Origin of the sequence: Rhodococcus sp. WB1 (assembly GCF_001700945.1) — a bacterium.
GTDB classification, from domain to species: Bacteria; Actinomycetota; Actinomycetes; order Mycobacteriales; family Mycobacteriaceae; genus Rhodococcus; species Rhodococcus aetherivorans.
Genome location: NZ_CP015529.1, coordinates 3,073,646 through 3,086,609, shown reverse-complemented (window position 1 = coordinate 3,086,609; position 12,964 = coordinate 3,073,646). Strand labels below are relative to the sequence as shown.

General features: G+C 71.5%; 10 protein-coding genes. 9 read left to right on the top strand and 1 reads right to left on the bottom strand.

Annotated elements, in window-relative coordinates; all coding sequences use genetic code 11:
• Nucleotides 1-17 precede the first annotated feature (17 nt).
• The 9 genes from A4U64_RS13625 to proB all read left to right on the top strand — a co-directional run bounded on the left by A4U64_RS13625 (nt 18) and on the right by proB (nt 12,112).
• The gene (locus A4U64_RS13625; RefSeq protein WP_006937240.1) at nt 18-2,693 is read left to right on the top strand and encodes a valine--tRNA ligase; all 2,676 of its coding nucleotides are present in this window, start codon (nt 18-20) and stop codon (nt 2,691-2,693) included.
• The gene (folC, locus tag A4U64_RS13620) at nt 2,690-4,123 is read left to right on the top strand and encodes a bifunctional tetrahydrofolate synthase/dihydrofolate synthase (RefSeq protein ID WP_006937237.1); all 1,434 of its coding nucleotides are present in this window, start codon (nt 2,690-2,692) and stop codon (nt 4,121-4,123) included. The genes A4U64_RS13625 and folC overlap by 4 nt, the downstream gene beginning before the upstream one ends.
• Nucleotides 4,120-4,545 carry a DUF4233 domain-containing protein gene (locus A4U64_RS13615; RefSeq protein WP_006937236.1) on the top strand — a complete coding sequence of 142 codons (426 nt, stop codon included), beginning with the start codon at nt 4,120-4,122 and terminating at the stop codon, nt 4,543-4,545. Before folC ends, A4U64_RS13615 begins: the two co-directional genes overlap by 4 nt.
• Nucleotides 4,546-4,561: 16 nt before the next feature.
• Nucleotides 4,562-4,981, top strand: a complete 420-nt coding sequence (gene ndk, locus A4U64_RS13610) for a nucleoside-diphosphate kinase (protein WP_006937234.1) — start codon at nt 4,562-4,564, stop codon at nt 4,979-4,981.
• 385 nt (nt 4,982-5,366) lie between these two features.
• Nucleotides 5,367-8,504 carry a translation initiation factor IF-2 N-terminal domain-containing protein gene (locus A4U64_RS13605; protein WP_065922662.1) on the top strand — a complete coding sequence of 1,046 codons (3,138 nt, stop codon included), beginning with the start codon at nt 5,367-5,369 and terminating at the stop codon, nt 8,502-8,504.
• 205 nt (nt 8,505-8,709) lie between these two features.
• Nucleotides 8,710-9,021: a 50S ribosomal protein L21 gene (gene rplU / locus A4U64_RS13600; RefSeq protein ID WP_006937230.1), complete on the top strand. Its 312-nt coding sequence runs from the start codon at nt 8,710-8,712 to the stop codon at nt 9,019-9,021.
• A 36-nt stretch (nt 9,022-9,057) separates the two neighbouring features.
• Nucleotides 9,058-9,321: a 50S ribosomal protein L27 gene (gene rpmA / locus A4U64_RS13595; protein ID WP_006937229.1), complete on the top strand. Its 264-nt coding sequence runs from the start codon at nt 9,058-9,060 to the stop codon at nt 9,319-9,321.
• A gap of 200 nt (nt 9,322-9,521) precedes the next feature.
• Nucleotides 9,522-10,979: a GTPase ObgE gene (gene obgE, locus A4U64_RS13590; RefSeq protein ID WP_006937227.1), complete on the top strand. Its 1,458-nt coding sequence runs from the start codon at nt 9,522-9,524 to the stop codon at nt 10,977-10,979.
• A 32-nt stretch (nt 10,980-11,011) separates the two neighbouring features.
• Entirely contained in the window at nt 11,012-12,112 is a 1,101-nt protein-coding gene (gene proB, locus A4U64_RS13585; protein ID WP_065922661.1) for a glutamate 5-kinase, read from the top strand.
• A 10-nt stretch (nt 12,113-12,122) separates the two neighbouring features.
• Here the strand turns inward: proB and A4U64_RS13580 are convergent, their stop codons facing one another.
• On the bottom strand, nt 12,123-12,956 hold the full coding sequence (locus A4U64_RS13580; RefSeq protein ID WP_043796594.1) for an NAD-dependent protein deacetylase: 834 nt from the start codon (nt 12,954-12,956) through the stop codon (nt 12,123-12,125).
• Nucleotides 12,957-12,964: the final 8 nt, after the last annotated feature.

The following is a 12,964-nucleotide window of genomic DNA, read 5'->3' as shown; positions in this document are numbered from 1 at the left end:
CTGACTACGATTGCGGGGTGACCAGTGCGCCAGAGAACCACCAGAACCCCGCCGACGCCCTCCCCAAGAGCTGGGACCCCAGCACCGTAGAGGACGAGCTGTACCAGGGCTGGGTGGACGCCGGTTACTTCGTCGCCGATCCGTCCAGCGACAAGCCCGGCTACTCGATCGTGCTGCCGCCGCCGAACGTCACCGGAAGCCTGCACATGGGCCACGCCCTCGACCACACCCTGATGGACGCGCTGTCGCGCCGCAAACGCATGCAGGGCTACGAGGTGCTCTGGCTGCCCGGCATGGACCACGCCGGCATCGCCACCCAGACCGTCGTCGAGAAGCAGCTCGCGGTGGACGGGAAGGCCAAGGAGGACTTCGGCCGCGAACTGTTCGTCGACAAGGTCTGGGACTGGAAGCGCGAGTCGGGCGGCACCATCCAGGGCCAGATGCGCCGCATCGGCGACGGCGTCGACTGGTCCCGCGACCGGTTCACCATGGACGAGGGCCTTTCGCGGGCCGTGCAGACGATGTTCAAGCGGCTCTACGACGACGGGCTGATCTACCGGGCCGAGCGACTGGTGAACTGGTCGCCCGTGCTGCAGACCGCGATCTCCGACATCGAGGTCAAGTTCGAGGAGGTCGAGGGCGAACTCGTGTCGCTGCGCTACGGCTCCCTCAACGACGACGAGCCGCACGTGATCGTCGCCACCACCCGGGTGGAGACGATGCTGGGCGACACGGCCGTCGCGGTGCACCCGGACGACGAGCGCTACAAGCACCTGGTCGGCACCACCCTCGAGCACCCCCTCACCGGCCGGCGGATCCCCGTGATCGCCGACGAGTACGTCGACCCCGAATTCGGCACCGGCGCCGTGAAGATCACGCCCGCGCACGACCCCAACGACTTCGAGATGGGCCTGCGGCACAACCTGCCGATGCCCACCATCATGGACAAGGCCGGCAAGATCGCCGACACCGGAACGCAATTCGACGGCATGGACCGGTTCGAGGCGCGGGTCAAGGTGCGCGAGGCGCTGGCCGAGCAGGGGCGGGTCGTCGCCGAGAAGCGTCCCTACCTGCACAGCGTCGGTCACTCCGAGCGCAGCGGCGAGACCATCGAGCCCCGGCTGTCGATGCAGTGGTGGGTCAAGGTCGATGCGCTCGCCGAGGCGGCGGGCGACGCGGTCCGCAACGGCCACACCGTGATTCACCCGGCCAGCCAGGAACCGCGCTGGTTCGCCTGGGTCGACAACATGCACGACTGGTGCATCTCGCGGCAGTTGTGGTGGGGGCACCGCATCCCGATCTGGTACGGCCCCGACGGCGAGGTCGAGTGCTTCGGTCCGGACCAGACCGCCCCCGAGGGGTGGGAGCAGGACCCCGACGTGCTCGACACCTGGTTCTCCTCGGGCCTGTGGCCGTTCTCCACGATGGGCTGGCCCGACACGACGCCGGAGCTCGAAAAGTTCTATCCCACAAGCGTGCTCGTCACCGGTTACGACATCCTGTTCTTCTGGGTGGCCCGGATGATGATGTTCGGCCTGTACGTCGCGAACGACGAGGCGATCACCGCCGGCGGGAAGTCCGGCGTCCAGGTGCCGTTCAAGGACCTGTTCCTGCACGGCCTCGTGCGCGACCAGTACGGCAAGAAGATGTCCAAGTCGCGCGGCAACGGCATCGATCCGCTGGACTGGGTGGAGCGGTACGGCGCCGACGCACTGCGCTTCACCCTGGCCCGCGGCGCCAACCCCGGGAGCGACCTCGCCGTGGGCGAGGACCACGCGCAGTCCTCCCGCAACTTCGCCAACAAGCTGTTCAACGCGACCAAGTTCGCCCTGATGAACGGCGCCGTCGTCACCGAGCTGCCGGCGCGCGCTGCGCTCACCGACGCGGACCGGTGGATCCTCGACCGGCTCGAGCAGGTCCGCGCCGAGGTCGACGAGGCGTTCGAACGGTTCGAGTTCTCCAAGGCGTGCGAGGCGCTCTACCACTTCGCGTGGGACGAGGTGTGTGACTGGTACCTCGAGCTCGCCAAGGTGCAGCTCGCCGACGGCAGCGAGTACGCGGAGGGGACCAAGGCGGTCCTCGGCAACGTCCTCGACCAGCTGCTGCGCCTGCTGCACCCGGTGATCCCGTTCGTCACCGAAACCCTCTGGAAGGTGCTCACCGGCGGCGAGTCCGTGGTCGTCGCGTCGTGGCCGGGCACCAGCGGGGTCGCGGCCGACGCCGACTCCGCGCGCCGCGTCGAGGATCTGCAGAAGCTCGTCACCGAGGTCCGCCGCTTCCGCAGCGACCAGGGCCTCAAGCCGTCGCAGAAGGTCGCCGCGCGGCTCACCGAGATCGACGCCGCCGACCTGGCCGCCCAGGTGCCGGCCGTGCGGTCGCTGGCGCGACTGACCGAGCCGGCGGACGGGTTCTCCGCCACCGCCTCCATCGAGGTGCGCCTGTCCCGCGCCACCGTCACCGTCGAGCTGGACACCTCCGGCACCGTCGACGTGGCGGCCGAGCGTGCCCGGCTGGGCAAGGACCTCGCGGTCGCCGAGAAGGAGCTCGCGGGCACGTCCGCCAAGCTCGGCAACGAGGCGTTCCTCGCCAAGGCGCCCGCGGCGGTCGTCGAGAAGATCACCGCCCGCAAGCAGATCGCGGAGGAGGAGATCGCCCGGATCACCTCCCGACTCCAGGAGCTGGGGTCGGCGTGAGCGAGGACCGGTCCGCGGCGACGCCGGCGCAGCCTTCGCCGGTCGACCTGGCCGAGCTGACCCTCGTCGAGGCCGAACTCGACAAGCGCTGGCCCGAAACGAAGATCGAGCCGTCTCTCACCCGGATCGCGGCGCTGATGGATCTGCTCGGATCCCCGCAGCGCAGCTATCCGGCCATCCAGATCGCCGGCACCAACGGCAAGACGTCGGTGAGCCGGATGATCGACGCCCTGCTGACCCGGTTGCACCGGCGGACCGGCCGCACCACGAGCCCGCACCTGCAGCTGGCCACCGAGCGGATCAGCATCGACGGAGCGCCGGTCTCGCCGCGCACCTACGTCGACACCTATCGCGAACTCGAGCCGTACGTCGCGATGATCGACGCCCAGTCGCAGGCTGCGGGCGGCCCGGCGATGAGCAAGTTCGAGGTGACCACGGCGATGGCCTTCGCCGCGTTCGCCGAGGCTCCCGTCGACGTCGCCGTCGTCGAGGTGGGGCTCGGTGGCACCTGGGACGCCACCAACGTCGTGGACGCGCAGGTGGCGGTGATCACCCCGATCGGGCTCGACCACACCGAGTACCTCGGTCCCGACCTCCCCACGATCGCGGGGGAGAAGGCCGGGATCATCAAGAAGGCTGCCGACGACGGGCTGGTTCCCCGCGACACCGTCGCCGTCCTGGCCCAGCAGGAGCCCGAGGTGATGGAGGTGCTGCTGCGACGGGCCGTCGAGGCGGATGCCGCCGTGGCGCGCGAGGGCTCCGAGTTCAAGGTCCTGGCCCGGCGCATCGCCGTGGGGGGTCAGCAGCTCGAGCTGCAGGGCCTGGGCGGGGTGTACACCGACATCTTCCTGCCGCTGCACGGCGAGCACCAGGCCCGCAACGCCTCGCTCGCGCTCGCCGCCGTGGAGGCGTTCTTCGGCGCCGGCGCCGACCGGCAGCTCGACGGCGACGCGGTGCGCGCGGCGTTCGCGTCGGTGCTCAACCCGGGCCGGCTCGAACGGGTGCGCAGCGCCCCGACGGTCTTCCTCGACGCCGCCCACAACCCCCACGGGGCGAAGGCGCTCGCCGCGGCCCTGGCCGACGAGTTCGACTTCCGCAAGCTGGTCGGAGTGGTGTCGGTGATGGCCGACAAGGATGTGCCCGGCCTGCTCGACGCGCTCGAGCCGGTGTTCGACGAGATCGTCGTCACCCACAACGGTTCGCCGCGGGCCATGGACGTCGACGAGCTCGCCGACCTGGCCGTGGCCCGGTTCGGCGACGAACGCGTGGTGGTCGCGCAGACACTGCCCGACGCCCTCGAGACGGCCATCGCCATCGCCGAGGAGGTCGCCGAGCCGGGTGAGGCAGTATCGGGGGCGGGCGTCGTGGTCACCGGTTCGGTGGTGACCGCCGGCGCCGCCCGCACTCTCTTCGGAAAGGACCCCGCGTGAGCGAGGCAGCTGACAACCCCGGCGAATCGCCGGATCGGGACTCCGCCGTCCGGCCCCCGGCGAAGGACCCGTGGAAGGGACTGCGCGGCGTCATGGCCGGCACGCTCGTCCTCGAGGCCATCGTGGTCCTGCTCGTGCTGCCGGTCGTCGCGGTCATCGGTGGGGGGCTGACGTGGTTCTCGGGCGGCTACATCGTGCTCCTCGCCGTCGCGATGATCGCGGGCGCCGGGCTGCAGGGCCGGCCGTGGGCGCTCTGGTACAACCTCGCGCTGCAGGTGCTGACCCTGCTGGGCTTCGTGGTGGACCTGTCGCTCGGCATCGTCGGCGTGCTCTTCAGCGTGGTCTGGGGCTACATCCTGTACCTGCGCAAGGACATGAAGGACCGCGAGGCGCGGGGTCTGCTGCCGGGGCAGCGGGGCTGACCACTACGCTGTGCGCGTGACTGAGCGGACCCTGGTACTGATCAAGCCCGACGGCGTGGCCCGTCGTCATGTCGGAGAGATCCTCTCGCGCATCGAGCGCAAGGGACTCGACATCGTGGCACTCGAGCTGCGCACCGCCACCGAGGAGGTGGCCGCCGCCCACTACGCCGAGCACGAGGGCAAACCCTTCTACCCCGGCCTGATCGAGTTCATCACCTCGCGCCCGCTGGTCGCGGCCGTGCTCGAGGGCCCCCGGGCCATCGCCGCGTTCCGTCAGCTCGCGGGCGGCACCGATCCGGTGGAGAAGGCCGTTCCCGGCTCCATCCGCGGTGATCTCGGGCTCGACGCCGGGGAGAACCTGGTGCACGGCTCCGACTCGGTGGAGTCCGCCGAGCGCGAGATCGCCCTCTGGTTCCCCGCCCTCGCCGGGTCCTGATCCGTATCGACTGCCCCGCCACGGCGCCCTCCGGGGCGCCGTTGGCGTATCCACGGACCTCTGTGTGGGATACTGAGGTAGGTCGCCCCGCTTCGAGTGTTGCGGAACGACCGAACGACATCACGGATCGATGCCCGACATCGCTGTGACCGGGGACGCAGGAGACACCTCGCTCGGTTGCACGCTGGATGCACCGGCGCTCGATCCGCGATCCAGCCAGGCACCGCTCGGCCGTGCAGTGAAAACGGGCACCGGACGACCGCGCGATGCGAGACCGCACATCTCGCGCCTCCCGGTGCGAGCACACACAGACAGCGCCCTCGCGTGGCCGCGTCACATCGCTCGAGACGAGGATGGACGCGCCCGGGGGCCCGAGGAGACCTACGTGGCCGAACAAGCGCCGCCGAACGACAATTCCAACGAAGAGGGCACCGTGGTGCTGCCGCCGAAGATGCGCGTGCACGCCCTTGCCAAACTGCTCGGCCTGACCAGCAAACAGGTCATGGCCAAGGCCGCCGACCTCGGCACCGAGCTGCGCAGTGCCCACTCGAGCCTGCAGCGCGACCTCGCCGAACAGATCCGCGCCGCGCTCGGCGCACCGGCCGAGGCCGAACCGGTGCCCACCGCGGAAGCCGCACCGGAACCGGTGGGTGAGGCGCCCGAGGTGCCCGCCGGAGAGGCCGCCGTCGCGGTGCCCGCCGAGGTCCCCGTGGAGGAGCCGGCGGCCGCGGTCCAGGACACTACCGCTCAGGAACCCGCCGCGGAGTCCGTCGAGGCACCCGCGGCCCCGGCCCTGTTCACCGGCGTGGAGCAGGAGACCCCGGTGTTCGCCGCGCCGGAACCGAGCACCGCCGAGCCCGTCGTCAGCGCACCGCTGTTCCTGCAGCCGGAGGTCACCACTCCCGTCGAGGCCCCGCCCCGTCGACGCCGTTCCCGGCGAGCGGCCGAGGCACCCGAGCCCGCCGTCGCCGAGGAGGTCACCGAGGAGACCGCCGCGGTGGAGGAACCGGCCGAGGAGACCGCCGAGGAGGAGGAGCCGCGTCGGCGCCGTCGTGGCCGCCGTGGCCGTGGCCGTGGCCGCGGCGAACAGCCCGAGACGCAGGACGAGACCACCGCCGAGGAGGGGACAGCTGCGGCGGAGGCCGAGGAAGCGGAGGCCGAGGAGCCGACGGAGGCCGAGGAGCCGACGACGGAGGAAGCCGCGACCGCCGGGCCGGAGGCCGGGGAGGCCGAAGGCGGGGAGGCCGAGCAGGCCGAGGCCGAGCAGGCCGAGGCCGAGCAGGCCGAGGCCGAGGAGGAGTCCGCGGAAGGTCCCTCGCGCCGTCGTCGCCGTCGTCGTCGCCGCAAGGGCAGCGCGGACGGCGCCGAGACCGTCGCCGAGGACGACTCGGTCCCCACCGTCGTCCACGAGCGCGAGCCGCGGCCCAAGGCCCGCGCCGCCAAGGACGAGGTGCAGGGCATCACCGGTTCCACCCGGCTCGAGGCCAAGCGCCAGCGCCGCCGCGACGGCCGGGACGCGGGCCGCCGTCGGCCCCCGATCCTCACCGAGTCGGAGTTCCTCGCCCGTCGCGAGTCCGTCGACCGCGTCATGGTGGTGCGGGAGAAGACCGGTGACGGTGCGCACCCCGGGAACATCACGCAGGTCGCGGTCCTCGAGGACGGCGTCCTGGTCGAGCACTTCGTGACCAGCGCCGGATCCGGTTCGATGGTCGGCAACATCTTCCTCGGCCGTGTCCAGAACGTGCTTCCCTCGATGGAGGCGGCGTTCATCGACATCGGCAGGGGCCGCAACGGCGTCCTCTACGCCGGCGAGGTCAACTGGGAGGCCGCCGGGCTCGGCGGCAACTCCCGCAAGATCGAGCAGGCCCTCAAGCCGGGTGACCGGGTGCTCGTGCAGGTCAGCAAGGACCCGGTCGGGCACAAGGGCGCCCGCCTGACCACGCAGATCAGCCTCGCCGGCCGATTCCTGGTGTACGTGCCGGGCGGCTCGTCCACCGGCATCAGCCGCAAGCTGCCCGACACCGAGCGCAAGCGGCTCAAGGAGATCCTGCGCGAGATCGTCCCGGCCGAGGCCGGCGTGATCATCCGCACCGCGGCGGAGGGCGTGAGCGAAGACGAGCTCGCCCGCGACGTGCAGCGCCTGCAGACGCAGTGGGCTTCCATCGAGGAGCAGGCCGCCAAGCTCGAGTCCGACGGCTCGGGGCAGCCGAAGACCCTCTACGAAGAGCCCGACCTGCTGGTCAAGGTGATTCGCGACCTGTTCAACGAGGACTTCTCCAAACTCGTCATCGAGGGCGAGAACGCCTGGACCACCGTCGAGAGCTACATCCGCACCGTCGCACCGGACATGGTGCCCCGCGTGGAGCGGCACGATCCCGACTCGGGTGGACGCGACGTGTTCGCCGCCCACCGCATCGACGAGCAGCTCGCCAAGGCGCTCGACCGCAAGGTGTGGCTGCCGTCCGGTGGCACGCTCGTCATCGATCGCACCGAGGCGATGACCGTCGTCGACGTCAACACCGGCAAGTTCACCGGGGCCGGCGGCAATCTCGAAGAGACCGTCACCCGCAACAACCTCGAGGCGGCCGAGGAGATCGTGCGGCAGATGCGGCTGCGCGACATCGGCGGCATGATCGTCGTCGACTTCATCGACATGGTGCTCGAGTCGAACCGCGACCTGGTGCTGCGACGCCTCACCGAGGCGCTCGGCCGGGACCGCACCCGCCACCAGGTCTCCGAGGTGACCTCGCTGGGGCTCGTGCAGATGACGCGCAAGCGGCTCGGCACGGGTCTGGTGGAGGCGTTCTCCACCACGTGCGAGCACTGCCACGGCCGCGGCATCGTCGTGCACAGCGAACCCGTCGAGGCCGGCGCGGCCGAGGACGGTGGGCGGCCCGCCCGTGCCGAGAGCGGCTCCCGGCGCCGCCGGGGCCGTGACCGCGGCACCCAGCCGGAGGCGGCGACGACCGAGACGGCCGCGCCCGCGCCGGTACCCGAGGTGGCGACAGTGGACGCGACCGTCAAGCGTGCCCACCCGGTGGCCCTGGCGATGGCTGCGCACCACGGGAACCACGACGAGAACCCGGCGGAATCCGGCGCCGAGCAGGCGCAGGCAGCGCCGGCCCAGCCGGCCGAAACACGCGAGGCTGAGCCGGCCGAAACACGCGAGGCTGGGCCGGTCGAAACACGCGAGGCTGGGCCGGCCGAATCACGCAAGGCTGGGCCCGCTGACACGCGCGAGGCGCGGCCGGCCGAAGCACCGGAGGCCGAAAAGCAGGCAGCGGAGCCGGCGGCCCGTCGCCGTCGCCGGGTCTCACGGGCCGCCGCGGCCCCGACGGGCGACGGCACCGGCGCCGGCACCGTCTTCGTGGTGCCCACACCGGCCCCCGCACCGGAGCCTGCGGCGGTGGCCGCCGCGCCGGTCCCGGACGGGGAGAACGCCGAGCCGGTGGTCGTTCGACGGCCGCGTCGTCGCCGGGCCGCGGGCCGGCCCGCCGGCCCGCCGGTCGAAGCACAGGCATGAGGTCCGACCGGGCCCGACACCGCGCGGGCCCGGTTTGACCCTGGCAGTCACCTTCCCGTAATCTTGGTCAGTCGCTACTCGGCGATACGGCCCTGCTGCGCCCGATGCGGGAAGGTGGCGGGCCCCGAGTCAGCAACCACACCAGACCAGTCGCGTTGCACACCGTGGCGCGAGCACGTTCGAACTAGCAAGGGGTAGCCGTCCGATGGCAACGTACGCGATCGTCAAGACCGGCGGTAAGCAGTACAAGGTCGCTGAGGGCGATCTCGTCAAGGTCGAGAAGATCGAGGGTGAGCCCGGCACTGCTGTCTCGCTTGCTCCGGTCCTCGTCGTCGACGGAGCCGAGCTGACCACCGACGCCGACAAGCTGGCGAAGGTCACGGTCACCGGCGAGATCGTCGAGCACACCAAGGGCCCGAAGATCCGCATCCACAAGTTCAAGAACAAGACCGGCTACCACAAGCGCCAGGGTCACCGTCAGAAGCTGACGGTCCTGAAGGTCACCGGCATCAAGTAATTCGGGCTTCCGCTTCAAACCCCAGGAGGGTTCGTCATGGCACACAAGAAGGGCGCATCCAGCTCCCGTAACGGTCGCGATTCGAACGCCCAGCGTCTCGGCGTCAAGCGCTTCGGCGGCCAGGCCGTCAACGCGGGTGAGATCCTGGTGCGCCAGCGCGGCACCCACTTCCACCCCGGCGTGAACGTCGGCCGTGGCGGCGACGACACGCTGTTCGCCCTCGCTGCCGGTGCCGTCGAGTTCGGCACCAAGCGTGGTCGCAAGACGGTCAACATCGTTCCGGTCGCGGCAGACGCCTGATCTGCCGTCCGAATCGGACACCGCGGAGGTTCCCTTCGCACATACTCCCAGTAGGGGCGGACCAGGGTCGCACACCCGGGTCCGCCCCTACTGTTTTCGGGACGACCGGTAGCGGTCGTTCCGGCACAACTCCGGTAATCCCGGCACAGTGGGGCTACCGGTCGACACAACAGTTCCACCATTCGACGGAGGTCCACCCCATGTCCCGCTTCATCGACCGGGTGGTGCTGCACGTCACCGCCGGCAAGGGTGGTAACGGCTGCGCCTCCGTCCATCGCGAGAAGTTCAAGCCGCTCGGCGGCCCCGACGGCGGGAACGGCGGCAACGGCGGCAACGTCGTGCTCGAGGTGGACGAGGGGGTCCACACCCTCCTCGACTTCCACTTCCACCAGCACGCGAAAGCCACGAACGGCACGCAGGGCGCGGGCAGCAACCGCGACGGCGCCAACGGCGGCGACCTCGTGCTCAAGGTGCCCGACGGCACCGTCGTGCTCGACAAGGACGGCCGGATCTTGGCCGACATGGTCGGCGCCGGCACTCGCTTCGTCGCCGCCCACGGTGGCCGCGGCGGCCTCGGCAACGCGGCCCTGGCGTCGAAGGCCCGCAAGGCCCCCGGCTTCGCCCTGCTCGGCGAGGAGGGGGAGGAGCGCGACCTCGTCCTCGAACTCAAGTCCGTCGCCGACGTCGGGCTGGTCGGGTTCCCGTCCGCCGGCAAGTCCTCGCTGGTGTCGGTGCTCTCCGCGGCCAAGCCGAAGATCGCCGACTACCCGTTCACCACCCTCGTTCCCAACCTCGGGGTCGTGCAGTCGGGCGACACCACGTTCACCGTCGCCGACGTGCCGGGCCTGATCCCCGGCGCCAGCCAGGGCCGCGGTCTCGGCCTGGACTTCCTGCGTCACCTCGAGCGCTGCGCCGTGCTCGCGCACGTCGTCGACTGCGCGACGCTCGAGCCGGGGCGCGATCCCGTCTCCGACATCGACGCACTCGAGGCCGAGCTGGCCGCCTACCAGCCGGCGTTGTCCGGCGACAGCAGCCTGGGCGACCTCGCCGATCGTCCCCGCATCGTCATCCTCAACAAGGTCGACGTGCCGGACGCCGCGGAACTCGCCGATTTCGTCACCCCCGAGCTCGAGGAGCGGGGCTGGCCGGTGTTCCGGATCTCCGCCGTCAGCCGGGAAGGGCTGCGGCCGCTGACCTTCGCGTTGGCGCGGATGGTGGAGGAGTACCGGCAGGCGCATCCGCCGGCCGCGCCGCGGCGGCCGGTCATCCGGCCCGTCGCCGTCGACGAGACCGGCTTCAGCGTCGTCGCCGACCCCGAGACGCCGGGCGGCTTCATCGTGCGCGGCACCCGGCCCGAGCGCTGGGTGCGTCAGACGGCGTTCGACAACGACGAGGCCGTCGGCTACCTCGCGGATCGGCTCGCCCGCCTCGGTGTCGAGGACGAACTCGTCAAGCAGGGCGCCGAACCGGGTGCCTCCGTCACCATCGGCGACGTCTCGTTCGAGTGGGAGCCGCAGACCCAGGCCGGCGTGGACGTCGTGCCCACCGGCCGGGGCACCGACGCCCGCCTCGACCAGGTCGATCGGGTCGGCGCCGCCGAACGCCGCCACGCCAAGCGGGTCCGCCGCGGTCTCGCGACCGACGACGACGAGTTCTGACCACCGCACCTCGAGCCCAGAAGCAGGAGATCGTGAGCGATACCCGGGAGGCCGTCGCCGGCGCGCGCCGCGTCGTGGTGAAGATCGGCTCGTCCGCCATCACCAGCCTGGTCGGCGGCCTCGACCGGGACCGCCTCGACTGCCTGGTCGACGCTCTCGAAGAGCGCATGCGCTCCGGCTCGGACGTCGTGGTGGTGTCCTCCGGCGCGGTCGGCGCCGGCCTCGCCCCGCTGGGCCTGACCATCCGGCCCCGCGACCTGGCCACCAAGCAGGCCGCGGCCAGCGTCGGACAGCTTGCCCTGGCCCACGCGTGGGGCACCTCCTTCGCCCGATACGGCCGCACCGTCGGGCAGGTGCTGCTCACGGCCGACGACATCGCGCGGCGCACCCAGCACCGCAATGCCCAGCGCACCCTCGACCGGCTGCGCGCGCTGCACGCCGTGCCCGTGGTCAACGAGAACGACACCGTCGCGACCGCCGAGCTGCGGTTCGGCGACAACGATCGCCTCGCCGCGCTCGTCGCGCACCTCGTCGGCGCCGACGCGCTGATCCTGCTCTCCGACGTCGACGGCCTCTACGACGGCGATCCCCGTAAGGGCGACGCCCACCTCATCGCGGAGGTGACGAGCCCGGAGGACCTCGACGGCGTCGTCGCCGGGTCCGGGGGCGCCCTCGGCACGGGCGGTATGGCGTCGAAGCTGTCCGCCGCGCGCCTGGCCGCGGATTCGGGTGTGCCGGTGCTGCTCACCGCCGCGTCGCAGGCCGACCGTGCCCTCGGTGCCGCGGACGTGGGCACCGCGTTCGCGGCCCGGGCCGACCGGATGTCGGCGCGGCGTTTCTGGGTGCGGCACGCCGCCGACACCCACGGCACCCTGCACCTGGACGCGGGCGCGGTACGGGCGGTGGTGGAACGGCGCCGCTCGCTGCTCGCGGCGGGCATCACGGGAATGAGCGGGCGCTTCCACGGTGGGGACGTGGTGGCGCTGGTCGGTCCCGACGGCCGCACGGTGGGGCGCGGCGTGGTGGCCTACGATGCCGCCGAGCTGGACTGGATGATCGGGTTCTCCACGCGGCAGCTGCCGGCGGACCTGCAGCGGCCGGTGGTGCACGCGGACGATCTCGTGACGCTGTAGGCGCGGGCGGTCACCGGCCGGAGGTGGCCGCCGGTGCCGCGGTGACCAGGGCCGTGAGCACCTCCGAGCAGCCCGCGTCGACCTTCACGGTGGCGAGGGGATCGCCGCGCGTGACGCCACGGTTGACCACGGCCACCGGCATGCGGCGCTTGGCGGCGTGCCGCACGAACCGCAACCCGGACATCACCGTCAGGGAACTGCCGACCACGAGCAGGGCATCCGCCTCGTCGACGAGCGCGAAGGCGCGCTCCACGCGCTCGCGTGGCACCGATTCACCGAAGTAGACGATGTCCGGCTTGAGCATCCCCCCGCACCGCTCGCAGTCCACCATGCGGAAGCTGCCGGTGTCGTCGACGACCGCGTCGGCGTCCGGCGCCACCTCGAGACCCGTCGTCCCCCGAACCCGTTCGAGGAAGCCCGGATTGGCGGCGGTGAGCCGCTCGGCGAGGGTGAAGCGCGAGATCCGGAGGTCGCACGCCAGGCAGCGCACCTGCGCGTAGCAGCCGTGCAGGTCGATCACCCGCCGGCTCCCGGCCTTGGTGTGCAGCAGGTCCACGTTCTGGGTCAGGACGCCCAGGACGGTGCCGCGGCGTTCGAGCGCGGCGAGGGCGCGGTGCCCGGCGTTCGGCCGTGCGGAGTCCATGTGCCGCCACCCGACATGGTTGCGCGCCCAGTAGCGGCGCCGGAATTCCGGATCCCCGACGAACTGCTGATAGGTCATCGGGTTGCGGGGTGGCGCGCCGGGACTGCGGTAGTCCGGGATGCCGGAGTCGGTCGAGATGCCCGCGCCGGTGAGCACGCACAACCGCCGGCCGTCGAGCAGGTGGTGCAGCGGTTCGATCACCCCGTCCA

Excerpts from the sequence above, each read along its gene's own strand:
- rplU (WP_006937230.1), top strand. The coding sequence starts at position 8,710 with ATGGCAACGTACGCGATCGTCAAGACCGGCGGTAAGCAGTACAAGGTC.
- rpmA (WP_006937229.1), top strand. The coding sequence starts at position 9,058 with ATGGCACACAAGAAGGGCGCATCCAGCTCCCGTAACGGTCGCGATTCG.
- obgE (WP_006937227.1), top strand. The coding sequence starts at position 9,522 with ATGTCCCGCTTCATCGACCGGGTGGTGCTGCACGTCACCGCCGGCAAG.